General features: G+C 61.4%; 23 protein-coding genes and 1 pseudogene. 5 read left to right on the forward strand and 19 right to left on the reverse strand.

Annotated features, from left to right (window positions below; translation table 11 throughout):
- On the reverse strand, window positions 1-741 hold the full coding sequence (locus tag ACSBLW_RS07185; RefSeq protein WP_435259541.1) for a rhomboid family intramembrane serine protease: 741 nt from the start codon (window positions 739-741) through the stop codon (window positions 1-3).
- 216 nt (window positions 742-957) lie between these two features.
- On the reverse strand, window positions 958-4,404 hold the full coding sequence (putA, locus tag ACSBLW_RS07190) for a bifunctional proline dehydrogenase/L-glutamate gamma-semialdehyde dehydrogenase PutA (protein ID WP_435259542.1): 3,447 nt from the start codon (window positions 4,402-4,404) through the stop codon (window positions 958-960).
- Window positions 4,405-4,508: 104 nt separating this feature from the next.
- On the opposite strand from putA, the gene ACSBLW_RS07195 reads away from it, so the two are divergent.
- Window positions 4,509-4,970: an Lrp/AsnC family transcriptional regulator gene (locus ACSBLW_RS07195; protein ID WP_435259543.1), complete on the forward strand. Its 462-nt coding sequence runs from the start codon at window positions 4,509-4,511 to the stop codon at window positions 4,968-4,970.
- A gap of 101 nt (window positions 4,971-5,071) precedes the next feature.
- Here the strand turns inward: ACSBLW_RS07195 and ACSBLW_RS07200 are convergent, their stop codons facing one another.
- The 6 genes from ACSBLW_RS07200 to ACSBLW_RS07225 all read right to left on the reverse strand — a co-directional run bounded on the left by ACSBLW_RS07200 (window position 5,072) and on the right by ACSBLW_RS07225 (window position 12,808).
- Complete coding sequence (locus tag ACSBLW_RS07200) at window positions 5,072-6,385, reverse strand: sigma-54-dependent transcriptional regulator (RefSeq protein ID WP_435259544.1); 1,314 nt, start codon at window positions 6,383-6,385, stop codon at window positions 5,072-5,074.
- Complete coding sequence (locus ACSBLW_RS07205; RefSeq protein ID WP_435259545.1) at window positions 6,382-8,136, reverse strand: sensor histidine kinase; 1,755 nt, start codon at window positions 8,134-8,136, stop codon at window positions 6,382-6,384. Before ACSBLW_RS07205 ends, ACSBLW_RS07200 begins: the two co-directional genes overlap by 4 nt.
- A complete protein-coding gene (lhgO, locus tag ACSBLW_RS07210; RefSeq protein ID WP_435259546.1) occupies window positions 8,136-9,332 on the reverse strand; it encodes an L-2-hydroxyglutarate oxidase in 1,197 nt (398 codons plus the stop codon). The genes ACSBLW_RS07205 and lhgO overlap by 1 nt, the downstream gene beginning before the upstream one ends.
- On the reverse strand, window positions 9,329-9,694 hold the full coding sequence (locus ACSBLW_RS07215) for a DUF1850 domain-containing protein (protein ID WP_435259547.1): 366 nt from the start codon (window positions 9,692-9,694) through the stop codon (window positions 9,329-9,331). The genes lhgO and ACSBLW_RS07215 overlap by 4 nt, the downstream gene beginning before the upstream one ends.
- Before the next feature lies 1 nt (window position 9,695).
- A complete protein-coding gene (locus ACSBLW_RS07220) occupies window positions 9,696-11,777 on the reverse strand; it encodes a TRAP transporter permease (protein WP_435259548.1) in 2,082 nt (693 codons plus the stop codon).
- A gap of 71 nt (window positions 11,778-11,848) precedes the next feature.
- Window positions 11,849-12,808, reverse strand: a complete 960-nt coding sequence (locus tag ACSBLW_RS07225) for a TAXI family TRAP transporter solute-binding subunit (protein WP_435259549.1) — start codon at window positions 12,806-12,808, stop codon at window positions 11,849-11,851.
- A gap of 450 nt (window positions 12,809-13,258) precedes the next feature.
- On the opposite strand from ACSBLW_RS07225, the gene ACSBLW_RS07230 reads away from it, so the two are divergent.
- A complete protein-coding gene (locus ACSBLW_RS07230; protein WP_435259550.1) occupies window positions 13,259-14,143 on the forward strand; it encodes a hypothetical protein in 885 nt (294 codons plus the stop codon).
- A 98-nt stretch (window positions 14,144-14,241) separates the two neighbouring features.
- On the opposite strand, the pseudogene ACSBLW_RS07235 reads toward ACSBLW_RS07230, so the two are convergent.
- The 4 genes and pseudogenes from ACSBLW_RS07235 to ACSBLW_RS07250 all read right to left on the reverse strand — a co-directional run.
- Window positions 14,242-14,406: pseudogene (locus ACSBLW_RS07235) on the reverse strand (PaaI family thioesterase); the annotation flags it as partial.
- A 43-nt stretch (window positions 14,407-14,449) separates the two neighbouring features.
- Entirely contained in the window at window positions 14,450-14,917 is a 468-nt protein-coding gene (locus tag ACSBLW_RS07240; RefSeq protein WP_435260063.1) for a pentapeptide repeat-containing protein, read from the reverse strand.
- Window positions 14,809-15,801: a hypothetical protein gene (locus ACSBLW_RS07245; RefSeq protein ID WP_435260163.1), complete on the reverse strand. Its 993-nt coding sequence runs from the start codon at window positions 15,799-15,801 to the stop codon at window positions 14,809-14,811. The genes ACSBLW_RS07240 and ACSBLW_RS07245 overlap by 109 nt, the downstream gene beginning before the upstream one ends.
- Before the next feature lie 69 nt (window positions 15,802-15,870).
- Window positions 15,871-16,278 (reverse strand): PaaI family thioesterase, encoded by a 408-nt coding sequence (locus ACSBLW_RS07250; RefSeq protein ID WP_435260064.1) that lies wholly within the window; start codon window positions 16,276-16,278, stop codon window positions 15,871-15,873.
- 69 nt (window positions 16,279-16,347) lie between these two features.
- On the opposite strand from ACSBLW_RS07250, the gene ACSBLW_RS07255 reads away from it, so the two are divergent.
- Window positions 16,348-17,136, forward strand: a complete 789-nt coding sequence (locus tag ACSBLW_RS07255) for an enoyl-CoA hydratase (protein ID WP_435259551.1) — start codon at window positions 16,348-16,350, stop codon at window positions 17,134-17,136.
- On the opposite strand, the gene ACSBLW_RS07260 is transcribed toward ACSBLW_RS07255, so the two are convergent.
- From ACSBLW_RS07260 to ACSBLW_RS07280, 5 genes are all read right to left on the reverse strand, one after another.
- The gene (locus ACSBLW_RS07260; RefSeq protein WP_435259552.1) at window positions 17,137-18,339 is read right to left on the reverse strand and encodes an MFS transporter; all 1,203 of its coding nucleotides are present in this window, start codon (window positions 18,337-18,339) and stop codon (window positions 17,137-17,139) included. It lies immediately after the preceding gene.
- On the reverse strand, window positions 18,332-19,828 hold the full coding sequence (locus ACSBLW_RS07265; protein WP_435259553.1) for a carboxypeptidase M32: 1,497 nt from the start codon (window positions 19,826-19,828) through the stop codon (window positions 18,332-18,334). The genes ACSBLW_RS07260 and ACSBLW_RS07265 overlap by 8 nt, the downstream gene beginning before the upstream one ends.
- Entirely contained in the window at window positions 19,828-20,997 is a 1,170-nt protein-coding gene (gene ctaA / locus ACSBLW_RS07270; protein ID WP_435259554.1) for a heme A synthase, read from the reverse strand. The genes ACSBLW_RS07265 and ctaA overlap by 1 nt, the downstream gene beginning before the upstream one ends.
- A gap of 80 nt (window positions 20,998-21,077) precedes the next feature.
- Complete coding sequence (locus ACSBLW_RS07275) at window positions 21,078-22,319, reverse strand: MFS transporter (RefSeq protein ID WP_435259555.1); 1,242 nt, start codon at window positions 22,317-22,319, stop codon at window positions 21,078-21,080.
- An 87-nt stretch (window positions 22,320-22,406) separates the two neighbouring features.
- Window positions 22,407-23,153 carry an RNA methyltransferase gene (locus ACSBLW_RS07280; RefSeq protein ID WP_435259556.1) on the reverse strand — a complete coding sequence of 249 codons (747 nt, stop codon included), beginning with the start codon at window positions 23,151-23,153 and terminating at the stop codon, window positions 22,407-22,409.
- 72 nt (window positions 23,154-23,225) lie between these two features.
- On the opposite strand from ACSBLW_RS07280, the gene ACSBLW_RS07285 reads away from it, so the two are divergent.
- A complete protein-coding gene (locus ACSBLW_RS07285) occupies window positions 23,226-23,585 on the forward strand; it encodes a TfoX/Sxy family protein (protein ID WP_435259557.1) in 360 nt (119 codons plus the stop codon).
- Window positions 23,586-23,747: 162 nt separating this feature from the next.
- Window positions 23,748-24,368, forward strand: a complete 621-nt coding sequence (locus tag ACSBLW_RS07290) for a thiamine phosphate synthase (protein WP_435259558.1) — start codon at window positions 23,748-23,750, stop codon at window positions 24,366-24,368.
- Between the two features lie 189 nt (window positions 24,369-24,557).
- Here ACSBLW_RS07290 and ACSBLW_RS07295 read toward each other — a convergent pair whose 3' ends face one another.
- Both ACSBLW_RS07295 and ACSBLW_RS07300 read right to left on the reverse strand, forming a co-directional pair.
- Complete coding sequence (locus tag ACSBLW_RS07295; RefSeq protein ID WP_435259559.1) at window positions 24,558-25,376, reverse strand: lysophospholipid acyltransferase family protein; 819 nt, start codon at window positions 25,374-25,376, stop codon at window positions 24,558-24,560.
- Window positions 25,373-26,152, reverse strand: a complete 780-nt coding sequence (locus tag ACSBLW_RS07300) for a GNAT family N-acetyltransferase (protein WP_435259560.1) — start codon at window positions 26,150-26,152, stop codon at window positions 25,373-25,375. The genes ACSBLW_RS07295 and ACSBLW_RS07300 overlap by 4 nt, the downstream gene beginning before the upstream one ends.
- Window positions 26,153-26,190: the final 38 nt, after the last annotated feature.

The following is a 26,190-nucleotide window of genomic DNA, read 5'->3' on the forward strand; positions in this document are numbered from 1 at the left end:
CTAGCGGCGCGGAACGCGTGGTATCGACGATTTCTGAAACTTGTATTCCGCCTCGGGATGGGGCGGACGGCCTTGTGTGCGATTCCAAAAATCGGTGCCGCCAAGACGCAGCCATGTTTTCAGGGACAGGATTACCCCCGCGGCAAAGCCTCCGGCATGGGCCCAATAGGCCACGCCCCCGCCATCGGTAGGTGTGATCGCGCCGTTGAAAAGCTGAAGGGCGAACCAGATGCCCAGAACGATCCAGGCCCGGATGGCGAAAACGCGGAAGAAGATGATGAAGATGAACAGAACGTCGACGCGGGCTTTGGGGAACAAGAGGAGATAGCCCCCCATCACACCGGCGATTGCGCCCGATGCCCCAACCATCGGCACCTCTGACATTGGTGCGGCGGCATATTGCAGTGCGGCCGCTGCGAGGCCTGAGCAGAGGTAGAAGATGGCAAAGCCGAAATGCCCCATCTCATCTTCCATGTTGTCGCCGAAAATGTAGAGAAACAACATGTTGCCCAGCAGGTGCATCCAGCCACCATGCAGGAACATATGGGTGATCAGCCCATGGAGTGCGAAGCCCTCATTGATAAAACGCGGCACAAGGCCCCAATCATAAAAGAAATAGCTGAGTTGGGGTTCTTGCAGGGTCAGACCGTAGGACAAGAACACCGCTATGTTCACCGAAATCAAGAGATAGGTGACAAAAGGTGTTCGGCCTGACGGGTTATGATCGCGAATTGGAAACATGCGTGCATGGTTTTCCGATCCGCAGCAAAGTTGCAAGAGGGAAGCGTGAGGTCGAGGGGGCGCTGCCCCCTCACGGCCCCTGCCTTGCGGCAAGGGCCTCTCCCCCGGGATATTTCTGGACAGAAAAAAGGTGGAAGGCAGGCGCTTTCGCTGGCTGGCTGTTCCGTGGCAACGCCGCCGAGCGGGCCCTCGATGGGCCCCGAGGCGGCCTCCGCCTTATCCGGCGACCTCGGCCAGAAGTTGCGCGTTCCCTCCCGAAGCCGTGGTGTCAATGCAGCAATGGCGCTCCATCGTCGCATGGCCCTGATCCGGGCGGTCGGTGATGAGCGGCAGGATCGGCCCGGGCCGGTTGGCAAGCGCCCGACCGAGGGCGCGAGCCGTATCGCTGTCACCCCACCAGATCGCGCCAGCGATGCCGGAGAGCTTGCCGAGCGTCTCGGGCATCAGCCCCGGAACCTCCACCGCGACACCGCCCAGCGCCCGGATCGCCTCGGCCTGTTCAAGGGCGGCAGCCGGGCTTGGCCCAAGGCAAAGCACAGGGTCGCGGGCCAGAACCGAGAGGCGGTTCGATTCCCCGGTTGGGCCGGGCAGATCCAGCACATGCGGCGCAGGTGTCGCATGACTTGCCTTCAGTTGCGCTCCAGCCTCGGCCTCTGTCAAGGTCGCGTCCGTACCGCTGACCACAGGGCCCGCGTTGCGGGTAAAGCGGGCAAGGTAATGCGGACCGCCGGCCTTTGGTCCGGTGCCTGACATGCCTTCGCCGCCAAAGGGCTGGCTTCCCACCACTGCCCCAATCTGGTTGCGGTTGACATAGATGTTTCCGGCATGGATTGTCTCGACCACCTCTTGCACGCGGTCGTCGATCCGGGTGTGCAGGCCGAAGGTCAGGCCATAGCCAGTGGCGTTGATCGCTTTCACGATCTTGCCGATTTGGTTCGACTTGAAGGTAGCGACATGCAGGACGGGACCAAAGATCTCGCGTCCCATCTCTTCGATCCCTTTCACGCGAATGACCGTCGGGCCGACGAAGGTGCCCCCCTCGGGCGCGGAAAGTTCTTTCAGGACACGCCCTTCGGTACGGGCCGCCGCGACATGGGCGCGGATCATCTCTTGCGCGTCCCCGTCGATCACCGGGCCGACATCGGTTTCCAGATGCCAGGGATTGCCCAAGGTCAGGTCATCCATCGCGCCATAGAGCATTTCCAAGACGGTATGGGCGATGTCTTCTTGCAGGTAGAGGCAGCGCAAGGCCGAGCAGCGTTGGCCGGCCGACTGGAAGCTGGAGGCGAGGATATCGCGCACCGCTTGTTCCGGCAGCGCGGTCGAGTCGACGATCATGGCGTTCAAGCCGCCCGTTTCCGCGATCAGGGGTGCACCGGGGGCCATATGCTGCACCATATTGGCGCGGATTTTCAGCGCTGTATCCGTGCCGCCGGTGAAGGCCACGCCCGCCACCCGCGCGTCGCCCGTCAGCATCGCCCCCACGGCCCCGTCGCCGGGAACCAGTTGCACGGCCGTCACCGGGACGCCTGCCCTGTGCATCAGCCCAACGGCCAAGGCCGCGATCAGGGGCGTTTGTTCGGCAGGTTTCGCCACCACCGCGTTTCCAGCCGCAAGCGCCGCCGCGATTTGGCCGGTGAAGATGGCCAAGGGGAAGTTCCACGGCGAGATACAGGCAAAGACGCCCCGGGCCGGATGGGTCAGCGCCTTCGCGCCCTCGGCGTAGTAGCGCAGGAAATCCACCGCTTCGCGCAGTTCGGCCACGGCATCGGCCTGTGTCTTGCCAGCCTCGCGTGCAACCAGTGCGAAGATCGCGCCGTATTCGGCCTCATAAAGGTCGGCCACCCGGTTCAGCACCTCGGCCCGTTCCGCAGGGGCGGCGGCCCAAGGTTCGGCCAAACGCAGCGCCGTGTCGACATCCGCCACCGAGGCATCGGTGACAAAGCCCACACGTGCGCCCGTCGCGGGGTTCTTCACCTCATGACGCAAGGCCCCTGCCGCGCGGCCCGCAAGCATGGGTGCGGCCTCGAAAACCCGGTCCGCATGATCGGCCCGTGCCGTCTCGATCTGGGCCAGATGCGCGGCATCGGTCAAATCCCAACCGCGAGAGTTCTTGCGCTTGCCGAAAAGCTCTGGACCGGAGGACAGCGCCGGATTTGGCAAGGAAAGCCTTTCCATCGCTGTCAGCGGGCAGGCCGCAACGCGGGCTGGCGGCACCTCTTCGTCGACGATCTGGTTCACGAAACTGGAGTTCGCCCCGTTCTCCAGCAGACGCCGCACCAGATAGGCCAGAAGGTCCCGATGGGCCCCGACAGGCGCATAGATGCGGCAGCGGGTGCCACGGTCGGTCAGAACGATATCATGCAGCCGTTCTCCCATGCCATGCAGGCGCTGGAATTCAAAAGCCATCCGGTCCACGCCCATATCTTCGGCCATCTTCAGGACTGCCGCCACAGTATGGGCATTGTGGGTCGCGAATTGCGGATATATGCGGTCGGTCTTGGACAGAAGCTTCCGCGCATTGGCGATATAGGACACATCCGTCGCTTCTTTGCGGGTAAAGACCGGGAAAGATGTCAGGCCCATCACCTGTGCCCGCTTCACCTCGGCATCCCAATAGGCGCCTTTGACCAGACGGATCATGATGCGACGATTGAGACGGACGGAAAGGTCATAGAGCCAGTCGATCACCGCGCCGGCGCGGCGACCATAGGCCTGCACCACCACACCAAAACCATCCCAGCCCTTCAGCGCGGGGTCTTTCAGAACCTCTTCGATCACCTCGAGCGACAGGGCAAGTCGGTCGGCCTCTTCGGCGTCGATGTTGAAGCCAAGACCCGCTGCCCGCGCAAGGCCCGCCAGCGCCCGCACACGGGGCACCAGTTCTTCCATGACGCGAGCGCGCTTCGCCACCTCATAGCGCGGATGCAGCGCCGAGAGCTTGACCGAAATACCGGGGTTCGAGCGGATGTCGTTCCCCTTGGCCGCTGCCGCAATCGCCGTGATCGCCTTGGAATAGCTGAGGTGATAGCGCCGGGCATCGGCCTCGGTCCGGGCAGCTTCGCCCAGCATGTCGTAGCTGTAGGTATAGCCCTTGGCCTCCAGCTCGGTCGCCCGGTCCATCGCTTTTTCGATGGTCTCACCCAAAACGAACTGACGGCCCATCTCCTTCATCGCCCGCGACACGGCGGTCCGGATCACCGGCTCGCCCAGCCGCTTGACCGCAGCCCGTAAATGGCCCACGACGCCCGGCTCCCGATCGTCAAGCACCTTGCCGGTCAGCATCAGGGCCCAAGTCGAGGCATTGACAAGCGAGGAGGCGGAATGGCCCAGATGGCGACCCCAATCCGATGGGGCGATCTTGTCCTCGATCAGCGCATCCATCGTTTCGGCATCAGGCACGCGCAACAGCGCCTCGGCCAGACACATCAGCGCAATACCTTCGTCGGTCGAAAGCCCATATTCGGCCAGAAAGACTTCCATCAACCCTGGCTTCGCTGCGCGGCGAATGCGGCTGACCAGATCGGCCCCCTGTTCGGTGATCGCGACTCGCGCCTCTGCGCTCAGGTCCGCTTCCGCGATCAGTGATTGCACCAAAACCGCCTCGTCACGCAGGCTTTCGGTTTCGATCGTGGTCCAAGTGGGGCTGGAATCATGGGGCATGGGACATTCTCCTGTTCGCCCCATCATACCCTGCGATTGAAAGTCGTATTTCCTGATTGTAAGCTAAAACACAGCCAAATCGGCTGCATTTTGAGGAGATGGCGATGCCAGATACAACGCCAGAGCTTGATCGTTTCGACCATGCAATCCTGCGAATCTTGGCGACCGAAGGCCGGATCAGCGCAACGGAACTGGCCCGGCGCATCGGGCTGTCGAAAAGCCCCACCCAGGCGCGGATGAAACGTCTGGAAGAAACAGGCGTAATCACCGGGTATCGTGCCAATCTGGACCCGATCAAGATGGGGCTGGCACATGTGGCCTTTGTCGAGGTGCGGCTGTCAGACACGCGCGAGGCGGCTTTGCAGGCCTTTAACAGGGCTGTCCTGTCGATCCCCGAAGTCGAGCAATGTCATATGATCGCCAGCCGCTTCGACTATCTGTTGAAGGTCCGCACCAGCGACATTCAGGATTACCGCCGTGTGCTGGCGGAACGGATCAGCGCCCTGCCCCATGTTGCCGGCACCTCGACCTATGTCGCCATGGAAGCCGTGCGCGAGGTTTCCTGAACGACAAGGCAGGGGGCGCTGCCCCCTCTGGGCCTTTAGCCCATTCACCCCCGGGAAATTTGGACCAAGATAAAGGCTGAAGGCATCAAGAAGAGCAAGATTTACTGTGTCAGCCCATAGCGGCGCATCTTGTCATTCAGCGTGCGGCGCGGCAGGCCCAAGGTTTCGGCAGCCTTGAGCGTATTGCCGCGATGGCGGTCAAGAACAGCGGCGATTTCTCGCGCCTCATACGCGGCCAAGCGTTCGGCCAAGGTGCCTTCCGGAATCGCCGCGACATCGTCTGCTTTTGTTTCAAAAAGACCCAGCGCATGGGCTTCGGCTGCGGCCTTGAGCTCCCGGACATTTCCCGGCCAAAGCCGCTTTTTCAACTGCTGGGCCAAGCCCCATGGCAAATCAGGTGTGGGTCGCCCGTAGCGCCGGGCAGCAAGCTGCGCGTAATGGGCAAAAATCAACGGAATATCTTCCGCCGCTTCGCGCAAGGTGGGCGTCGCAATCTCTGCTCCAGCCAACCGGAAATAGAGATCAGGACGAAACGCCTCTCCCGCTTGCCGCAAATCGGTTTTCGACGTGGCAATGACGCGTAAATCCAACGGGCGCAATCCATTTTCGCCCAGTCGTTCGACAGCACGTTCCTGCAGGACACGCAGCAATTTGGCCTGCACGGCAGGCGGCATCGCCTCGACCTCGTCAAGCAGCAGCGTCCCGCCCTGGGCGGCTTCCAACTTGCCGGGCTTTGCCTCAATCGCGCCCGGAAACGCGCCCGCCGCATGGCCAAACATGATCGTCTCGACCATGGTCTCGGGCAGCGCCGCGCAATTCACCGCAACAAAGGGTCGGTCCGACCGGTTCGAGCCGGCATGAAGCGCACGGGCCGCCAGTTCTTTGCCGGTGCCCGTCTCGCCCGTGATCAGCACATCCAGATCAAGGGGCGCAAGGGCGGCAATGCGGGATCGAAACCCTTTGATCGCCCGGCTTTGGCCCAAAAGCGTGATCTCGGCTCTTTCCGCCAGAACCTGTTGCAGCCGGTCAACCTCGGCCCGTGTCGCCCGGGCGGCCAAGGCGCGCTGAACGACCGCGACCAAGTGGCCGGCATCATAAGGTTTTTCCAGAAAATCATCGGCCCCGGCACGGATCGCCTGAACCGCATGGGACACATCCCCATGTCCTGTCAGCAGGACGACCGGCAGATCCCCCGGTCGCGCCTTGACCGCCTGCAACAATTGCAGACCATCCATCCCCGGCATCCGCAGATCGGTCAGCATCAGATCCGGCACAGCACCGCCTGTGTCCAAGGCCGCAAGCGCCGCTTGGGCCGAGGCAAAGCCCTGCACCTCATGCCCCGCCGCCCCCATCAGATCGCACAGGGCCGCAAGGTGCCCCTCGTCATCTTCGACAACGAACAGGTTGGCGGTCATTCTGCGGCCTCTCGCGCGGCTTCGGCAAGCGGAAGCGAGACGGTTACTTCCGTGCCCTGCCCCTCGACCGATTTAATCTCCAGCGTCCCGCCAAATTCGGCCAGAATGGCTTTGCAGATCGAAAGCCCGAGCCCCAGTCCCTCACCGCCGGTCTTGGTGGAAAAGAACGGTTCGGCAACCCGCGGCAAGACCTCTGCTGCGATGCCATGGCCCGTGTCGGTAACGCGAAGCTGAACCCTGTCGCCCGACTGACCGAGCGTGACCTCAACGCCCGCACCACTGACACCCTCGACCGCATCCAGCGCATTCAGGATCAGGTTCACCGCGACCTGTTCCATCCGCACCGGCCCTGCCATCACCATCAACGGCCCAATGGGTGGCGTATAGTTCGGTACAATGCCAACCGCCCGCGCACGCGGCGTCACCAGTTCCAAAGCCGAGGCGATCACGGGACGCAGGTCAAACAGGCTACGCTCAGACAGGCCCGGCTCCTTGCGGCCAAAGCTTTTCAGATGTTTGATCGTGCGCTGCATCCGGCGGATCTGGCCCTTGGCGCTGGCCAGCCGTGTCGCGGTCTTGTCCTGCCCCGCCCCAAGCCCCAGTTCGGCGGCGGTCAGCGTGGCCTCCATCGCGGCCAGAGGTTGGCTGACTTCATGCACAATCGCCGTCGACATGCGGCCCAGTGCCGCCATCTTTTCGGTATGGATCAGATGCTCTTGCGCTGCCCTCAAATCGGCCTCGGCCTGGATGCGGGCCTCAACCTCACGCGCAAGGTCTGCTGTGCGGGCGGCGACCATACCTTCCAGCCGTTCCGATTGACTTAGCCTAAGCGCAATGATCTGCCGTCGCTGCTCCCATGCCTTCAGGACAGCCGCGGCCGCCAAGGTCAGCAAGGCCGCCACGAGCGCCCAAGCGCCAGCGATCCGGCCCACCGCCGATTGCGGGGCCGAGGCGATCAGACGCCAACTCATCCCACCAACGCCAGACAGTCGCGCGATCCAGTCAGCCCCGGCAACATCGGGCCCAACGGGCGCCTGCGCCAGCAAGGGCGCGGCATCGGGCAGATTCACTCCGTTATAGGCCCGCGTTTCTTCAAGCCGTGACAGAACCTCGGGCGCAAGCGGTGCGAGCGGGCGATAAAGCCAGTCTTCCCGGCCCGACAGGAAAATCACGCCATCCGCATCCACCAAGGCAACCTCTGCCCCCGCGGTGCGCCATGTCTCTTGCAAGGGCCGCAGGTCCACCTTGACCACCAAAACGCCCTGCATCGGGCCTGATTGCACCCGCGTCGACAAAAAGAACCCGGGCACGCCAGTCGTCACGCCGATGGCATAAAACTGCCCGCGCCCCTCTTGCATGGCCTGCCGGAAATAGGGGCGAAAACTATAATACTCCCCCACAAAACTGCCCTCGCGGTTCCAGTTCGATGCGGCAATTGTGCGGCCTTCGGCATTGATCAGAAACAACTCCGACGCCCCGGCATGGGCCGCGACAGTTTCCAGATAGCGATTGGCCTCGTCCAAGGCGCGCGGGTCCAGCAGGGCTGCACGCACCCGCGCATCTTCACCCGCGACATCGGGCAAGGCGCGAAAGCGGTCAATCTCGGCCTCGACCGCGCGACTGGTCAGCAAAAGCGATTGGTCGAGGCCCGCACGCAGGTTGGCCATCGACCAACGTTCGGCCACAAGCCACGCCAAGGCCGCCGCAACCAAGGCCGTCAGCAAAGGGCCAATGGCGGCGCGCAGTCGCATCACGCAGCCCCCAAAAGCCGATCAACGATATGCGCGGCAATCGGAACGGCCGCGGTCGCCGCAGGCGAAGGTGCATTGCAGACATGCAGCATATGGGCGGACTCCATGAACAAGAAGTCGTCCACCAATTGCCCGTTCCGCCGCACGGCTTGGGCCCTTACTCCGGCACGATACGGGTCCAGATCCCCCGGCGAGATTTGCCCGCAATACCGCTGAACCTTTTTCAGATAGGCCGCGCGGGACAATGACCCAGATAGTTCAGAAATCGCAGGTCGCAGATTGTTGCCCAGCATCCGCCAGAACCCGGGCCAAGCCAAAGACTCCGCCAGATCGCCCACGGAAATGTCCGTCTTGGCATAGCCTTCGCGTTTTGCAGCCAGCACGGCATTCGGCCCCACAGTGAATCCCCCGCCCATCTTGCGCGTCAGATGCACGCCAAGAAAGGGCCTTTCGGGGTCGGGCACCGGGTAGATCAGGGTTTGCACCAGATCTGCCGGCTGGTTGAGGATGCGGAAATACTCACCGCGAAAAGGGATGATCCGGAAATCCGGGGAAAGGCCCATACGACAGGCCATTCGGTCGGCATGAAGCCCTGCGCAGAACACCGCTTTTCCCGCTGTGATCGCCTGCTTTTTTGTCCGCAAGGTGACACCGGACGCGGCTTCCCTTCCGTCCAGCACCTCTTCACCCAGAAGGATTTCCCCCCCGGCCTCGGCAAAGCGTTTCGCCATCGCGGCGGCAACAGCAGCGTAATCGACAATACCGGTGGCGGGCGACCAAAGTGCCGCAACGGCGGCAATAGCCGGCTCTCGCGCCCTCGCTTCTGCGCCGGTCAACTTCTCGATAGCAATGCCATTGGCGCGGGCGCGGTCAAATAGCGCCTCCATGCGGGGAAGCTCGGCCTCATCCGTGGCGACGATCAGCTTTCCGCAGTCCTGAAAGGGAATGCCGTTTTCCAGACAGAAGGCCCGCGTCGCCGCGGCCCCTTCGCGGCAGAACCGCGCCTTCAGGCTTCCCGGCGCATAATAGACACCTGCATGAATGACACCGGAATTCCGCCCGGTCTGGTGCTGGGCCAGATGGTTTTCCTTTTCCAGAAGCAGCACCTTGGTTCCCGGCTGGCGATGCATCAAGTCCAGTGCCGTTGCCAGACCGACGATGCCACCACCGATGATGACCGTATCGACCAGCTTCATGACTGGCAGGGCGCAATCATCAGCGCCTCCCCCGGTTCAGCCCCCAGCTCGTGACAGGCGGTCCCGTCGCACAATGTCCAGCCAGCCCCGGTGGCACCCGAGGCAGCCAAGCGCAGTTCCGGAACGCGGGTCATCGGTGACCAGACCCACCAGCCATCTTGCAATACAGCGCCCTCTCCGGGTTCCATCCCTGCGCCCGATCCTTTGACCTTGGCCTCGACAAGTTGCAATGCGTGCCCCATGACTACCCAGTTTTCCGACCATGTGATCTTTTCAACCGAATGGGTCCAGTGCAAGGAAAACCCGTTGCCACTCAACGACATGGCAACGGCCCCGACCATAAGGCACGCCCCAGCGCTCACGTTACAGGGCCTCCCGCTTCCAAAAGACGTGCTGTGCTGCGAATACAGCGACCAGCACAAAGCCTACGATGTCTGACATCGGATGCGCCACAACCAAAGAAAAGGCCGCCAGCATCGCAAGCCCCCGCTGCCAAACTGCCAGGGGTGACCCCAACCAGCCGATGACGGCCACACCCCAAAGGCCAATGGCGACGACCGTTTTCAGAACGATGTAGATCACTGCCGGGATATATCCCAAGGATGCGGCCAGCGGCCCGCCATCCTGCAACATCAAGGCGGGCGTATAGACCGCCATGAACGGGATCACAAAGCCGGCCGCCGCGATCTTGACAGCCTGTATGCTGATGGTCAGCCCACGTTCCTTGGCAATAGGCGCTGCGGCAAAACAAGCCAGCGCCACGGGCGGCGTCAAATCAGCCAGAATGCCGAAGTAAAAGACGAACATATGGCTGACGATCAGCGGCACGCCCAGTTCCAACAGGGCAGGCCCCGCGATGGACGAGGTAATGATGTAATTCGGGATCGTCGGAATCCCCATCCCCAGCACGATGCAGGTGATCATGGTCAGCACCAGCGACAGGAACAGGCTTTTCTCGCCCACGCCCACAATGAACTGGCCAAAGGTATTCGCGGCCCCGGTCAGCGTCATGGTGCCGATGATGATCCCCACCAGCGCGCAGGCCAGACCCACCGGCAGCGCGGTCTTGGCCCCGTCCGCCAAAGCGTCACGACACATCATAATGGTCTCCCGTCCGCCTTTTGAAAAGGCGTTGACCGCGACAAGTGCAATAACCGCCCCGGCGACAACCCAGATCCCCCATTGCAGGAAGGCACCCGCTACCAGACCAAGACCGATCCAGAAAATCACCCGGATCGCTCCTGCGGGCAGGCCCAGCGCGACACTTGCGCCAAGGATCAGCATCAGCGTCAGCCCCAAACCCACCGTTCCTGCAAAAAGCGGCGTATAGCCAGAAAACAGCAGCCACACCAAAACCGCCAAGGGCAGGATCAGATGCCAGCCCTCTTTCAGCGCGGCCATGGGTGACGGCAATTCCGCCTTGGTCAGCCCACGCAGATTCATCCGGCCCGCCTCCAGATGCACCATCCAGAAAGCGGCGGCAAAATACAGGATCGCCGGAATGATCGCGGCCTGCACGATCTCGACATATTCCACGCCCAAGGTCTCTGCCATGATAAAGGCCACCGCCCCCATCACCGGCGGCATGATCTGCCCGCCCATGGAGGCCGTCGCCTCGACCCCTCCGGCAAAGGCAGGCCGGTAGCCGAACTTCTTCATCAGCGGAATGGTAAACTGCCCCGTCGTCACCACATTCGCGACGCCCGAGCCGGAAATCGTACCCATCAAGCCCGAAGACAGCACCGAAACCTTCGCCGCGCCGCCCATCTTGTGACCCACAAGGCCAAGCGAAACATCGGTGAACAGCTTGATCATCCCGGCCTTTTCCAGAAAAGCGCCGAACAGAATGAACAGAAAGATGAAGGTCGACGAAACATAGGTCGGGATGCCGTAGATCCCTTCGGTCCCATAGGCCATGTGGTCGATCACCTGGCTAAAGTCATAACCCCGGTGGTTCAGCGGGCTGGGAAGATATTCGCCCCACAGGCAATAGGCCAGAAAGGTCCCCGCGATGATCGGCAGCGCAGGCCCCATCATCGCCCAAGCCGCCGCAAATGTCAGGGTCAGGGCGATCACGCCAAAGACGATGTCCCGCGTCAGCGGATCACCTGCCCGCATCAACAGCGGCACATATTCCCACCATTGATACAACGCGACTGTAACGCCCGCCAAGGCCGCAGCCCAAGCAACAGCGCGCCACGGCACGCTTGCGCCTTTCATCAGCGCCAGCAGCGGAAAGCCCAGAAGCATCAGGAATCCGACGTGGAAAGACCGCGTCACCTGACTTGCGAAATCCACCAGATGTGCGGCTGTCAGGATCTGGAACACCGAAAACACGACAGCGATCCAGAATAGCGCCCGCCCCTCCAGCGTCTGCGGAAAGCCTGCGGCCAACGGATCATGCGGATTTGGCGCCGCCTCGGCGGTCTTTGCGAATTCGGTCATTCCTGTCCCCTCCCCGGATCAAGAACGGGGCGGGCCATCACAGCCCGCCCCCACGCCATGAGTGGTTTTACTTACTTGATCAGGCCAACTTCGCGGTAATACCGCTCGGCACCCGGATGCAGCGGAACGGGCATCCCGTTCAGCGCGCCTTCCAGTGTGATGGCCGTTGCCGCCTTATGGGCCGCCACCAGTTCCGGCAGGTTTTCAAACAGCTGCTTGGTCATCTGGTAGACGGTTTCCTCATCCACCCCCTCGTGGGTCAGGAAGAAGTTGCCGACGGCCAAGGTCGAGATGTCGGCAGTCTGCCCTTCATAGGTGCCAGCCGGAATGGTTGCGGCCAGATAGGGCGCGCCCAGTGTCTCGGCGACCGAAGCCGGGATCGACACGATGGTCGTGGGAACCGAGGTGGCCAAGTCCTTGATAGACGCCACACCCAGACCCGCCGATTGCAGCGTCGCATCCAGTTGGCGGTTCTTCATCAGTTCAACCGATTCGGCGAATGGCAGGTATTCCACCTTCGAGAAATCTTCGTAAGACATGCCCAAGGCGCCCATGATGGCGCGGGCGTTCAACTCGGTGCCTGATTTTGCAGCACCAACCGAAATCGCCTTGCCCTTGAAATCCTCGATCGTGGTGATGCCCGAGTCTGCCGAGGCCGCAACCTGAATGTAATTCGGATAGGCCGCCGCGATGCCACGGATCTTGTCCAAGGGAGCCGCAAAACCGACATCGGCATTGCCTTCCCAAGCGTATTTGACTGAATCGCCAAGGGCGATTGCGAACTCACCCTTGCCCTGCTGAAGCAGGTTCAGGTTCTCGACCGAGGCCTTGGTCGATTGCACCTGCGTGCGCGCACCTTCGATCTTTTCGCCATAGATTTTCGACAGGCCAACGCCAATCGGGTAATAGACGCCCGAGGTGCCACCAGTCAGGATGTTGATGAATTGCTCGGCATGGGCCGCAACAGGTGCTGCTACAATAGCGGTGCAGGCGATCAGCGCGCGAAAGCCGCGCGGCATCAAATAGGTCATGTAATCCTCCACTAGGTCGGCGGAACTCAGGCCCGCCTTCACTTTTTCCCCGCACTCCTCTGCGGGATGGCGCATATTGGGCGGCCAAGACGACCATGGGAACCCATTGCAGGCCCGCGCCGTGCAGGTTCGTCGCAATCCTCCGCCAAGTTTGACGCAGATTTTCGCCAGATCGGCGTTTCAACGGCAGGCCAAACCGTCAGGTTTTCCAGTCGCAAGCACCAGCCAGCCCACTTGCGATCCCGGCATCTTCCCCAATCTCGCAACAGTGCGTTTCTGCGATTGTGGCGGAATTACGGCCCAATTGTGTTGACAGAGTTTACGTAAGGGAACCCTATACGAGAGTGTTCCTCACTCGGTGACGCCTTTTGATGGCTCTCATCCGACCCTGTGACGAGTTGACTACAATTCCCTTTATTGTGGCAAAGCACAGATGAAAGGAGCAATGCCATGCCCGATCATACAAAAGTCTTTTCTTATCAAGAAGCTGGCCTTTCCTACACCATCACCGTCTACGAAGAAAACGGCACCTTTTACGCCGATATTCAGGTGAACGAAGGCGCGATGGACTTGAATGCCGTCTACTGGGCGGATGACACCATGTCTGGGCCCAGCACAAGTCTCGGTGGTCCTCTGAACATGAATGGCGCCGGTTCCCTTTATGATGGCGAAGCCGTTCAATGGGATGATGCAGTCAAGATCAGCGACCCCGGCCTTGGACCAGAAGGCACCGGAAAAACAAGCTATCTGACCGAAGGCGAGGTCTACAAAGTCGAACTCGACATCGACAGTCTGGACGACATCAACTTCATCGGCATCCGGGCCACATCGACCACCACCGATTCAGGTTCGATCAAAGGCGTTTCGGGTGATCCGGAAGAACCCGAAGACGATCCTCTGCACGACAAGCTGTTCTTCGACTACGGCACCGATGAAAACGGCGCACCGCTTGGCGGCGTCTTCATTCTGTCCGAAGAACCTGAAGACAATCCCTATGGTGTTCCGTCCCTGCCCGAAGGCACCGAACCGACCTTTGAAAACTACCTCTCTTATTTCGAAGAAATCGGCGGCGAGATCGGCAATATCGAATCCATCGTGTTTTACGAACGCGATGGCGACGGAAACCTGCAAGAGTCGTTTGAAATCGTTGCCCCTGACGGAGGCTTCCAAAGCTCGGACGAGATTCTGGATGCCTATGACGCGGCGATGGAGTCGATGTCAGCAGCAGGGGGAGACCCCGGTTCGGCTCTTATGGCGTCCCTGTCGACGGGACTTCTATCGGAAGACGAACCCTATATCGACGAAGACGAAGACGAACCCGAAGAAGTCGAATGACTGGCTGAACAAAATCGAGGATCAGCGCCCTTCGCCGCAAGTCATTGGGCGCTGGTCTCCATTCGGAACGGAACGTCCGTGCCCCTATTTCGGCGGGCCTATTTCGGCGGGATCGAATAGGTCATGCTGGCGCGGGCCACAGGTTCGGTCTTTCCTTCCGAAAACATCAGAACGTCCCCCACGGCAAGAACCCGGCCCAGTTTCAACAGCCGCGCCTCGCCAATCAGGTCGCGTCCGGCCTCGGGCTTTCGCATGAAATCGACGACTCATTGGCAGATTCCTTCGCTTATGATCTCTGCGCGAATATCAAGATGACCTCTGATCACGCCATCTCTGTAATAACCTGGAGAACGACGTGTAATCTAAGATTTCACTCGCCCAGTGCGCAGGCCGTGATATTCCGGTCGGCAATTTCACTGATAGATCGGCGAAACATGCATTGGCTTGTTTTTGGGATAAATAGACGACCTGAGGGACCATTAGGCTTAGTCCAGATCCGGTTAGGTCGGCTCCTTCCATATCCGTTCCTGAAAGATCGGCCTGCCAAAATCGCGCGAATTTGATGCTTGCCTTGGAAAGATTAGCACCGTTCAACTTTGCCTCAGATAAATATGCGCGATCCAACACCGCTCTTTCTAGGTTGGCGCCTTCGAACCTCACTTTCATCAATCTGGCGAGCGACAGGTCAATTTCCGGAATGTCCGCCGCCTGAAAATTTCCTTCACGCAAGTCGAGGCGATAGCCCCGATACTCTTTTGAAAAGTCTGCCTCCAATAGTAGTGGGCGCACGGGATCATAACTTGGGCACGACCGGACCCAAGAATGCTCGAATTGTTTTGAGTGCGTGTGCGGCCAATAATGACCGACAGGGCGGCTCCAATGTCAGATGTAGGACGATGCAAGTCTTGTGCTTCGGCCCAAGTCAAAGTCCCCCTTGCTGAAACTGCCAGCCCCGCAACTTCAATGTTATTCTTTGAGGCCGGCGCGCAATTTGAAGGGACCTCTTTGGGCGCTTCCCGATGCGAATTTTCTCTCAAGTAGCCACATAGTATTTCCATGACCCGCACATGATCGCGCCCGCGGTCGTAGGTAACGCTATCTTGCGCGATGCGTTCTAGGGACAAGATTGCCCCGATGCGGACTTCAAGGTTAGGCGCGCTCTCTTCACTGGCCCCAGAATCGTTATCCGACTTTTTCTTGACGGTCTTCTCAGCGCCAAGCATCTCCACGGCTTTATTTATTCGATCTGTGATGTGTCCGTCTTTCTGAAAACGCACGGTCTGGTGCTTTAACACCGCGCACCAGATGACGAAAGGTGCACCGAGCATTGCTGCCAAGAGTGTACCAAAACCCAAGCTGGCACTGGTTCCTGTTCCGGAATTTTCAACGATGACGTTAGCGGGATGGATCAGCTTCCAGACACCCCAATAGGAGGCTGACACAGTTAGGACGAATAAACCGAGCCAAAGAAGACCGAGGAAAATTACTGGCCCACGCCAGCCTTCCGGAACCTCCTCCCAAATCGGCCTCCTGTACGTACGACCTGTTATGAGAAGAGCCCAGTAGACCCACCATGAGACACCGAAAATTACGACAATCGCACTGACGGGCCAGAAATGTGGCAAAGAAAAAAGTAAGTCCCAGAATTCGTTTGGCATCGAAACTTCCCGCAATGGTTGTAAGAAGTGTGCGGGACAGAGCCACGATTGGGAAGCAGAAAAAAGTGATTACTTCGGCGGGATCGAATAGGTCATGCTGGCACGGGCCACAGGTTCGGTCTTTCCTTCCGAAAACATCAGAACGTCCCCCACGGCAAGAACCCGGCCCAGTTTCAACAACCGCGCCTCGCCAATCAGGTCGCGTCCGGCCTCGGGCTTGCGCATGAAATCAATGCTGGCATTGGTCGTGACGGCCAAGGCCACCGGACCAAGGCGCGACAGGATGGCCAGGTAAATCGCCACATCGGCCAGCCCGAACATGCTTGGCCCCGACACCGTGCCACCGGGGCGCAGATGCCGCTCGGCCACCTTCAGGCGGACCCGCAACCCCTCGGCGCACACCTCCTCCACTGCGAAGTCCTCTGCCACCTGTCCGAAATCGCTGGCAAGAAAGGCCTGCAACTCTGCCGCACCCATTTTTATCGTCACGTCTTTCCCTCATCCCGCTTCCCGGCCTAAGCTGACCGGAATTCAAGGGAGGATGCAATGACCGAGAGCCTGTTGTTCCGCGAAGACGTGGATGCCATCGCAACGCTTACACTGAACGACCCCGGCAAGCTGAATGCCCTGTCGGATGCGATGATTGCGGCGCTCTCGGCAGAATTCGACCGTCTGGCCGAGGACCGCTCGATCAAGGTCATCATCCTGAAAGGCGCCGGCCGGGCCTTTTGCGCAGGCCATGACCTGAAGGAAATGCAGGCCAAACGGCAAGCAGCAGATGGCGGGGCGGCGGGGTTCAAAGACCTTTTCGACCGTTGCGCCACGATGATGCAAAAGATCCCCACCCTGCCTCAACCCGTCATTGCCAGCGCCCATGGCATCGCCACTGCCGCCGGATGCCAGTTGCTTGCGTCCTGCGATCTGGCAGTTGCCGCCGAAGGCACGCGCTTTGGCGTAAACGGGGTGAATATCGGCCTGTTCTGCTCAACCCCGATGGTCGCCCTGACACGCAAGGTCGCCCCTGCAGTGGCCTTTGAGATGCTGACCACCGGCGAATTCATTGAAGCCACCCGCGCGCGCGAAGTCGGGCTGATCAACCGCATCGCAGCCCCCGACGAACTGGACGCCACAACCCGCACCCTCGCCGCCACCCTTGCGGGCAAACTGGGCGCGGCGGTCAAGATCGGCAAACGCGCCTTCTATGACCAGATGGGCCTGCCCCTTGCCGCCGCCTATGACCATGCAGGCGCGGTGATGGTGGAAAACATGCTGTATCGCGACACGAACGAAGGCATTTCCGCCTTTATCGAAAAACGCAAACCAGATTGGTCCTGATCAACCGCGCTGCCGCAGCGCCAAAATCAAGGCCAAGGCGCAAAGCCCGAGTGAGACCGTCAGCAACAGCCCGACGCCACCCAAGGCCATAAGCCCCGTGCCCACCATCGGGGCCAAAGCCGTGGCCAACATGCCCGGCAGGGAAATCGCTGCTGCGGCACTGGCGTAATCCCGCGCCCCATGGATCGACGACACCAAGACAGGACGCAGGATCGTCAGCACCCCCATCGCCGCCCCCTGCAAAAGGGCAAAACCGAACACCGCCCAAGCGCCAAGCGGGGCCGCCAGCAACAGAAGGCTCGCCCCGATCAAAGTGACAGCGGTCAGGACCATGGCCCGCCCCGAGGCCAGACGGTCCCCCGCCGCCATCAGGGCCATCCGTCCCGCAACCTGCGCAGGGCCGATCAGCGACGCCGCCAGCACCGCCACCCCGTTGGCCAGCCCAATACGGTCAAGGATCGGACGCAGCAGGTTCACGATCATCCAGTGATCCAGACTGATCAGCGCAAAAAGCGCCATCAGACCCACTGTGCCGGGCTTTGCCAGCAGCACCCGCCACGAGGTCGGCGCATGGTCGGGGATCGTGCCGCGTTTGCGCCCGCCGCCCAGAACCCAAGCCGCCCAAAGCTGCAAGGGCAACATCGCGCAAAGGATGACAGCCAAGGCCACCCAGACCGCCCCGCGCCACCCCAAGGCAACACTCAGCCACGCCCCTGCCGGAAAGGCCAAGGTCGAGGCCAGCCCCGCCACCAGCGTGACCTTGGTGATCTCGGCCCGCGCCTTGTCGCCAAAACGGCGGATCAGCAGGGCAAAGCTGACCTCGTAAAGGCTCATCGCTGCCGCAACGCCCAGTAGGGCAAAGGCCGCAAGGAACACGGCCGGATGGCCCGCCACGGCCAGAACGACCAGCCCCAGCGCGCCCGCCGCAATGCCAATCGCCATCACCCGCAGCGCCAGACCCCGGTCCACCCAGCGGCCCACCTTTGGCGACAAAAGCGCGGTCACCACAATGGCCACCAATGGCCCCCCGGCAATGACGCCATCGCCCCAAGGCAGGCTGCGATGCCAGTCCAGAACAAGCGCCGCAAAAATGTAGAAAAAGCACGCATATCCCAGCGTCTGCGCCACCGCCAAGGCCCAGACCGCCCCGCGTTCCTTGCGCGCAAGAAAAACGCCGCCCGAAGGCGGCGTTGTCTCAGACACCATAGATTTCCCCGAATTTGGCATCGAGGTAATCCAACAGCGGCCCCTCGCTCGGCGCAAAGCCACAGGCCCGCGCCACCACCTCTTCCGGCTCGTAAAGCCCGCCATGAACCTGAAGGTTCTGCTGCAACCAAGCGGTCGCGGGGCGCGCATCGCCCTTGGCCAGATGCGCCTCATAATCCGGCACGGCCTTGACCAACGCCTGCATCAGGCAACCCGCATAGACATTGCCCAAGGTATAGGTCGGGAAGTAGCCAAACAGCCCGCAGGACCAATGCACATCTTGCAGAATGCCATTGCGCGGACGATCCACCGCCACGCCGAAATCGGCCTTGAACCGATCATTCCACGCGGCCTCCAGATCCTTGGGCACCAGATCGCCCGAGACCAAGGCCCGCTCCAGATCGAACCGCATCATGATATGCAGGTTGTACTGAACCTCATCGGACTCGGTCCGGATATAGCCCGGTTGCACCCTGTTGACCGAGGCGTAAAAGGCCTCGGCATCCGAGACATTCAGGGGGCCAAAGGTCTCTGCCATCCGGTCAAACAGCCAGCCGGTGAAGGCCCGGCCCCGGCCCAACTGGTTTTCGTAAATCCGGCTCTGGCTTTCATGCACGCCCATCGACACACCTGCACCCAAGGGCGTCAGGCGATAGGCCGGATCAATCCCCTGCTCATAACAGCTGTGCCCAACCTCGTGGATCGTCGAATAAAAGCAATTGAACGGGTCGGTTTCCACCACCCGCGTGGTGATCCGGCTGTCATCGCCCTTGCCGGAACTGAACGGATGCACGGCCAGATCAAGCCGCCCCCGCGACCAGTCATAGCCAAAAGCATCGGCCAGCTTGCGGCTCAGCTTCAACTGCGCCTCTTTCGGAAATGCCCCGCTCAGCGCCTTTGGCTGACGGTCCGCCCCCAGCACCTTTTCGCGCAAGGCGACCAGACGCGGGCGCATCCGGTCAAACATCGCCCCAATGCTTTCCGCCGTGGCACCGGGCTCGTAATCGTCGATCAGCGCATCATAGCGACTGCGGCCAGCGGCCAGACAGTCAGCTTCTTCCTGACGCAGACCGATCACCTCTTCCAACACGGGCAAGAACGACGGGATATCATCCTTCGACCGCGCTTCGGCCCAAATGCCTTGGGCCTTACTGGTAACGCGCGCCAATTCCTGCGCCAGCCGTGCCGGAACCTTGGTCATCCGGTCATAGCTGCGACGGATATGGCGCAACTGTGCCGCGGCAACCGGGTCTTGCGTCGTGGCCGTCTCGGCCTCGGCCTTCTCCAGCCAGTCCGCAATCCGAGGATCGGTCCGGCGGGCGTGTAAAACACCCTCCATCGCCGACATTTCCTCGGCCCTCTGATCGCCAGAGCCGCGGGGCATCATCGTTTCCTGATCCCAGCCCAGCCGTTCAGCCACCAAGGACAGCGCCTCGGTCTCTCGCTGAAAGGCCATCAGTTCAGAATAAGCGGAATTGGTCAGCATCACGCGGTTCCTTTGCGGATCGACCCCGCAATGGGGTACTGGGAAAGATAACGGGCACGAATGATCAGCACCCACAAAACGACAGCCCCAACCTGATGGGTGATGGCCACATGCATCTGCGCGGCGGTGACGGCGGCCATGATCCCAAGCCCCACCTGCACCACCAGCATCAGCATCATCACGTTAAAGGTAAAACGGGTGATACCATGCGCCGACTTGCGGCCCTTCAGCCATGTCACCACACCAAAGGCGAACAAAAGATACCCCGCCATGCGGTGCATGAACTGCACCAGACCGGGGTTTTCAAAGAAGGCATGCCAGACAGGCAGGCTGCCGCCATTGCCATCGGGCACATAAAAGGCATCTGCCGGGAAGAACTGGCCGTTCATGTCGGGCCAAGTCGGAAAGGCCCGGCCCGCGTCAATCCCCGCAACCAAGGCCCCCAGCAAGACTTGCAGGAAGACAAAATGCATCATGCCGGTCGACATGGAAAACAGCTTCGCCTCACGCCCGCGCCGGGCCTGCATCAACTCGGCCTCGCTGCGGCTTAACAGGAAGACATACCACGCGATCAACCCAAGGATGACAAAGGCCAGCCCCAGATGAGTCGCCAAACGGTAAGAGGCGACGTCCAGCATCGTGCCTTCCAGCCCAGAGGACACCATCCACCAGCCGATCGCGCCTTGCAGCCCGCCCAGTGCGCCAAGGCCCAGCAACCGCCCGGTCCATCCGGTCGGAATCTTCTTGGCCACCAGAAAGCCCGCAAAGCCCAGCGCCCAAACCAAGCCGATCACCCTGCCAAGCTGACGATGCCCCCATTCCCACCAGAAGATCTTCTTGAATTCCTCAAGGCTCATGCCCTTGTTCTGCAACTGATATTCCGGAATGGCCTTGTATTTTTCAAACTCAACGGCCCAGGCCTCATCAGTCATCGGCGGCAAAGCCCCGGTCACAGGACGCCATTCGGTGATCGACAGACCTGAATCGGTCAGCCGTGTCATTCCGCCAACGGCGATCATCAACATGACCAACGCAAAGATCACCATCAGCCAAGCCCGGATCGCCCCGCGCGCGCCTTTTGGCTTGGCATCAATCAAGCCTCCAGCGACCTGCGGCTTCGCGGTCTCTTTCGCGCTCACTTCTTCAAAAATGCTGCGTTTCCCGGCCATGTCTCGCCTCTCTTTTCCTTGGCCGGGACACTAGGCCCGCCAAGGAGGGGCTTCAAGGGGGCGCGGCAGCTTGCCCCGCGTTACCTCGTCCCCTGCGGCTTTGCCTTCTGCTTGGGCAGCAGGCGCGCCAAAGGGATCAGACACAGGGCCGCCGTCGCCGCAAGCCCAGCCCCGGCCAGAAAGGTGGCCTGCGGGCCAATCCCGCTCCACAGGGCACCGGCGATGACGCTGGCCAAAAGCAAGGCCCCACCCGCCACCAGATTATAGACCCCAAACCCCGTCCCGCGCAGATCCTCCGGCACTGCATCCGCCACGATGGCCGCCAGCACACCTTGGGTGAACCCCATATGCAACCCCCACAGCATGACCCCAATGGTCAATCCCACCAGCCCCGATGACAGGGCCAGCACCATGTCTGCCGCAATCAGAATGCCCATCCCCACCGCCAGCAGACCAACCCTCCCGCGCCGATCCGCCAAACGCCCCACCGGCCAGGCCGAAGCCGCATAGGCCAGATTCAAGCCAACCAGAACCAAAGGCACAAAGCCGAAATCCACGCCACGCGCGGTTGCGGCCAACAACAGAAACGCCTCACTGAACCGCGCCAGCGTGAAGATCGCAGCCACCAGAACCACCATCCAGAACCGCCCGCCCAACCGCGCCATGGCCTGCCGCGACAGTAAAGGCCGCTCCCGAACCGAAGCCGTCTTTCTCTCCGGCTCCCGCACGAAAACCACCAGAACCAGAACGGAAAGGAAGGCCGGCAGCACCGCCGCCCAGAACACCTGCCGGATATCGCCCGCCAACAGCCACATCAGCACAATCGCCAAAAGCGGCCCCAGAACCGCCCCCACCGTGTCCAGCGACTGGCGCAAGCCAAAGGCAGCCCCCCGCATCCCCGCAGGCGTCAGGTCGGCAATCAGCGCATCCCTTGGCGCGCCCCGAATGCCCTTGCCGACCCGGTCCAGAAACCGCGCCGCCACCACCCAGAACAGCGTGCCCCCCAAGGGAAAAATGGGCTTCGTCACCGCAGCCAAACCATAGCCCAGTACGGCCAGACCCTTGCGGCGACCAATCCAGTCCGACAGCATCCCCGAAAACACCTTGGTCACCGCCGCCGTCGCCTCGGCGATCCCCTCGATCACCCCCACGATCAGCGCACTCGCCCCAAGACTGGCCGTCATGTACAGCGGCAACAGCGCATGGATCATCTCGGACGACACATCCATGAACAACGAGACCAGCCCCAAGGCCCAGATCGCCGAAGGAAGCCGCCCGTGCCCGGGGCGTCCAGCCTCACCCTCCGCCGATTGCTCGCTCATCAGGACCCCTTTCCAAGGCCGGCAGAACCACTTGCCCCACCCATGCGCCCCCTGCCCCGGCCCAAGCCCGCCCCGCGCAGGACAGATCTATTCCGCGTCGCGGCCCTGCTGCTTCAGTTTGAAGGCAATCTGGCGCAACATGCCGTGAAAGGTCTGCACCTCGGCCCGCGTCAGGTTCAGCCGCGCCCACATGTTGCGCAGGTTCAGCTTCATGTTGGGGGCCTTGTCCGGCGGGAAAAAGAACCCCGCATCCTCCAGCCGGTCCTCGTAATGCTGGGCCAAGGCCTCGACATCGCGCTTTTCCGCAAATTCGGTGCGCGCAAGCCCCATCACCTCGGGCGCCACCTCAACGGTCTGCCGCCGCCACTCATAGCCCATCAGCAGGGCACATTGACCAAGGTTCAAACTGGGAAAATCCGGGTTCACCGGCACCGTGACAATGGCATTTGCATGGGCCACATCCTCGTTTTCCAGCCCCGCCCGTTCCGGCCCGAACAGAACCGCCACCTTCTTGCCCTCTGCCGCCATCGCCCGCGCCATTTCCATCGCACGCTCCGGCGTCACCACGGGCTTCACCAATTCGCGGCTCCGCGCCGTGGTGGCAAAGACATAATCGCAATCGGCAACCGACCCCGCCACATCGTCAAACAGCCCGGCATGATCCAAAAGCCGCCCCGCCCCGCTGGCCATCGCCACCGCTTTCGGGTTCGGCCAACCATCGCGCGGCGCAACGATCCGCATCCGCGTCAGGCCAAAGTTCAGCATCGCCCGCGCCGCGGCACCGATATTCTCGCCCATCTGCGGACGCACAAGGATGAAGGCAGGCTCAATCATCGCAAACTAGGCTCCCCAAGTCTCGGGCGGGCTGATACGCTGTTGGCGACAACAGGGCAAGGATTACCCGAAATGGCATGGGACGAAGGTCTGGCGCAACTCTTGCGCGACGAACTGGCAGGCCAGCCGATCACGGAAAAGAAAATGTTCGGCGGCCTCGCTTTCCTCCTCAATGGCCATATGGTCTGCGGCGTCCACAAGGGCGGGGCGATGGTCCGCGTCGGCAAGGACCGCTACCAGAAAGCGCTGACTGTCGACGGCGTCTCGCCCATGATGTTCACCGGCAAACCGATGTCCGGCATGGTCGATGTCACGGATGAGGCCTGCGTCGACGACACCCGACGCAGCTTCCTGATCGGTCTCGCCCTCGCCACCGTCTCGGACTTGCCCCCGAAACCCGCGCCAAAGCCGCGCAAGAAAGCCACCCCATAACGCCTGTCTGTTTTTTCTGTCCAAAAAATATCCCGGGGGTGAATGGGCCCGCAGGGACCAGAGGGGGCAGCGCCCCTCCCCCAGCCCGCAAAACCAAATCCAGCCAATAGCCAAGCCCGAAAAACGCGGCTATAGGGCAAGGACTGGCATCACGAGGACGACATGGCAAACGAAGACCGCCCGCAGATCAACCTGATCACGCCCCCGGCTTTCGATCTGGAAACCTTTCCCGACACGCTTGCCGCTGTCATGGACGCGGTCGAAATCGCCTGCCTGCGCATCACGCTGGCCACCCGCGACGAGATCGAACTGATCCGCTCGGCCGATGCGCTGCGTGAAGTGGCCCATGCCCGCGACGTGGCCGTGGTGATCGACAGCCACCTCTTGCTGGTCGAACGGCTCGGGCTTGATGGCGTGCACCTGACCGATGGCTCCAAATCCGTGCGCAAGGTGCGCAAGGAACTCGGGGCCGATGCGATCATCGGCGCCTTCTGCGGCGTCACCCGCCACGAAGGCATGTCGGCAGGAGAGGCCGGGGCCGATTACGTGGCCTTTGGCCCGGTCGGCGCCTCCACCCTCGGCGACGGCAAACAGGCCGAGTTTGAGCTCTTCGAATGGTGGTCACAGGTGATCGAGGTCCCCGTGGTCGCCGAAGGCGCGCTCACCCGTGAACTCGTCGAAAAATTCGGCCCCGTCACCGACCACTTCGCCTTTGGTGCCGAAATCTGGGGCGCAGAAGACCCCGCCAAAGCCCTCAAAGACCTGATCGCCCCATTGGGCTGATGCGAAAAGCTCCTACGACACACTAGCATAGGTCGGGCTTCAGCCCGACCCCGGTAAACCCTGCGTAGGTCGAGGCTTGCCCCGACTCCGCCAGAAACACCAAATTCCCTAAAAAACCGTAAATCCCCGCGACCAACCCATTGATTCCAAGCGCATAAAAAAACGTCCCCGACGGGGACGCTTCTTTTCCTACTCGGCGAAGGGCAAGCTTGTGCGGACGACCCTCTCACAATGGGCGGCCAACACCTTGCGGTTTTCAAAGGCATCCACCGGCACTTCGGGGTGAAAGATCACTTCGACCCGCCCCTGTTGCGGCGCCGAGAGGACCATCAGAAGATGGGGGGCGAACTCCATCGCGCCCCACCAGCCATAAAACCGGGGGTCCGCATTTTCCGGGGGGTGATAAACCAGCGTGACCGGCTGGATATGCATGATCCGGTCCATCCCGTGGGTATAAAAGGCCTCGAAAAGCGTGGTTTTGAACGGCACCACCCTGCGGCTGTCGGTCGAGGTCCCCTCGGGGAAGAAAAGCAGCCGATGCCCCGCCCGAAGCCGCTCCTCAAACAAAGCCAGATGCTTCTTCGCCTCACTCCCCTTGCGGGCGATGAAGAGGGTCCCCGTTGCCCGGGCAAGCCAGCCAATCCCCGCCCAACCCTCGACCTCAGCTTTGGCGACGAAATAGATCCGCGCACAGGCATTAAGAGCAAAGATATCCAGCCACGAGGCATGGTTCGCCACCATCGCCCCATGATGCTCCATCGGCGTGCCCGTGACGGTCAAGGGGATGCCGAGGATGCGAAAGGACGACCGACAGACGAACTGAGTGATATGGGGCGTCCATGGCCGCGCCATGCCGAACAAGGGCGCCTCGACCAGCCGCAGAAGCAGCAGAAGCCCAAGGCCACCATAGGTCACCGCCCCCAGCACCCCGCCCCGCCACAGGACCCGCAGCCAGCCCATCGGGCCGATGCGCGGAAAGGGCATCAGATCGGCTTTCCAGTCGCTCACGCTTCTGCCCGCCGCTTGGTGTAAAAGTCGCGATGTTTGGCGCTCATCCGCTCGGTATCCATCACCAGACAGACATCGGTCGTGTTGAATTCATGGTCGACAAAAGCCCCATCTCCGACAAATCCACCCAGTCGCAGATAGGCCTTGATCAAGGCCGGGATCGTCGCCGAGGCCTCTCGCCGGTCGATCTGCCCTTTCGGGATGCGATCCATCGCCGCGGCTTGGGGCCCGATTGCCCGCACCCGAAGCGGCTCGGGCGCGAGGTGGTTGTGGTAAAGGTAAGAGAGCGGCAGATTCAATGCCTCGACATCCGTACCGCGCAGACTGGCCGCGCCGAAAAGGATATCAATCTCTCGTTCCAGGACATAACCCGCCAAGGCGTTCCACATCAGAAACATCCCCGTCCCCCCGCGATGCTGCGGATCGACACATGACCTTCCCAATTCGAGCAGCCGCCGGCCCGAGGATTTCAGAACGCTCAGGTCAAACTCTGTCTCGGAGTAGAAACGCCCTGCCGCCGCCCTCCGATCACAGGGAAGCAGTCGATAGACCCCAACCACATGATCGAGGTCACGCGCATTCCGGCGCTGGTCGATCAAGACGAGATGATCGAAATGCGGGTCGAACTCATCGCGTTCCATTTTTGCCTGATGGTCGACCAAAGGGCCATTCGCCCCCAGTTCCTCGACAAAAACCCGATACCGCAGCCGAAGGGCCGCCGCGTGATCGGCCTCGCTTTCTGCAAGGCGCACTAGGTATCCATCCTGAGACGTCATGCTTTCCCTAAAGCCCCCACGGCTTTGGTGATGTTGCG

Origin of the sequence: Thioclava sp. FR2 (genome assembly GCF_051200875.1) — a bacterium.
Lineage (GTDB): Bacteria > Pseudomonadota > Alphaproteobacteria > Rhodobacterales > Rhodobacteraceae > Pseudotabrizicola.

What these genes read in the sequence shown, in the direction of transcription:
- ACSBLW_RS07265 (WP_435259553.1), bottom strand. Translation starts at nt 19,828, where the DNA reads ATGCTGACCAATTCCGCTTATTCTGAACTGATGGCCTTTCAGCGAGAG.
- ACSBLW_RS07225 (WP_435259549.1), bottom strand. Translation starts at nt 12,808, where the DNA reads ATGACCTATTTGATGCCGCGCGGCTTTCGCGCGCTGATCGCCTGCACC.
- ctaA (WP_435259554.1), bottom strand. Translation starts at nt 20,997, where the DNA reads ATGGCCGGGAAACGCAGCATTTTTGAAGAAGTGAGCGCGAAAGAGACC.
- ACSBLW_RS07285 (WP_435259557.1), top strand. Translation starts at nt 23,226, where the DNA reads ATGGCATGGGACGAAGGTCTGGCGCAACTCTTGCGCGACGAACTGGCA.
- ACSBLW_RS07205 (WP_435259545.1), bottom strand. Translation starts at nt 8,136, where the DNA reads ATGCGACTGCGCGCCGCCATTGGCCCTTTGCTGACGGCCTTGGTTGCG.
- ACSBLW_RS07275 (WP_435259555.1), bottom strand. Translation starts at nt 22,319, where the DNA reads ATGAGCGAGCAATCGGCGGAGGGTGAGGCTGGACGCCCCGGGCACGGG.
- ACSBLW_RS07245 (WP_435260163.1), bottom strand. Translation starts at nt 15,801, where the DNA reads ATGCCAAACGAATTCTGGGACTTACTTTTTTCTTTGCCACATTTCTGG.
- ACSBLW_RS07230 (WP_435259550.1), top strand. Translation starts at nt 13,259, where the DNA reads ATGCCCGATCATACAAAAGTCTTTTCTTATCAAGAAGCTGGCCTTTCC.
- ACSBLW_RS07200 (WP_435259544.1), bottom strand. Translation starts at nt 6,385, where the DNA reads ATGACCGCCAACCTGTTCGTTGTCGAAGATGACGAGGGGCACCTTGCG.
- ACSBLW_RS07220 (WP_435259548.1), bottom strand. Translation starts at nt 11,777, where the DNA reads ATGACCGAATTCGCAAAGACCGCCGAGGCGGCGCCAAATCCGCATGAT.
- ACSBLW_RS07185 (WP_435259541.1), bottom strand. Translation starts at nt 741, where the DNA reads ATGTTTCCAATTCGCGATCATAACCCGTCAGGCCGAACACCTTTTGTC.
- lhgO (WP_435259546.1), bottom strand. Translation starts at nt 9,332, where the DNA reads ATGAAGCTGGTCGATACGGTCATCATCGGTGGTGGCATCGTCGGTCTG.
- ACSBLW_RS07280 (WP_435259556.1), bottom strand. Translation starts at nt 23,153, where the DNA reads ATGATTGAGCCTGCCTTCATCCTTGTGCGTCCGCAGATGGGCGAGAAT.
- putA (WP_435259542.1), bottom strand. Translation starts at nt 4,404, where the DNA reads ATGCCCCATGATTCCAGCCCCACTTGGACCACGATCGAAACCGAAAGC.
- ACSBLW_RS07195 (WP_435259543.1), top strand. Translation starts at nt 4,509, where the DNA reads ATGCCAGATACAACGCCAGAGCTTGATCGTTTCGACCATGCAATCCTG.
- ACSBLW_RS07290 (WP_435259558.1), top strand. Translation starts at nt 23,748, where the DNA reads ATGGCAAACGAAGACCGCCCGCAGATCAACCTGATCACGCCCCCGGCT.
- ACSBLW_RS07250 (WP_435260064.1), bottom strand. Translation starts at nt 16,278, where the DNA reads ATGGGTGCGGCAGAGTTGCAGGCCTTTCTTGCCAGCGATTTCGGACAG.
- ACSBLW_RS07255 (WP_435259551.1), top strand. Translation starts at nt 16,348, where the DNA reads ATGACCGAGAGCCTGTTGTTCCGCGAAGACGTGGATGCCATCGCAACG.
- ACSBLW_RS07300 (WP_435259560.1), bottom strand. Translation starts at nt 26,152, where the DNA reads ATGACGTCTCAGGATGGATACCTAGTGCGCCTTGCAGAAAGCGAGGCC.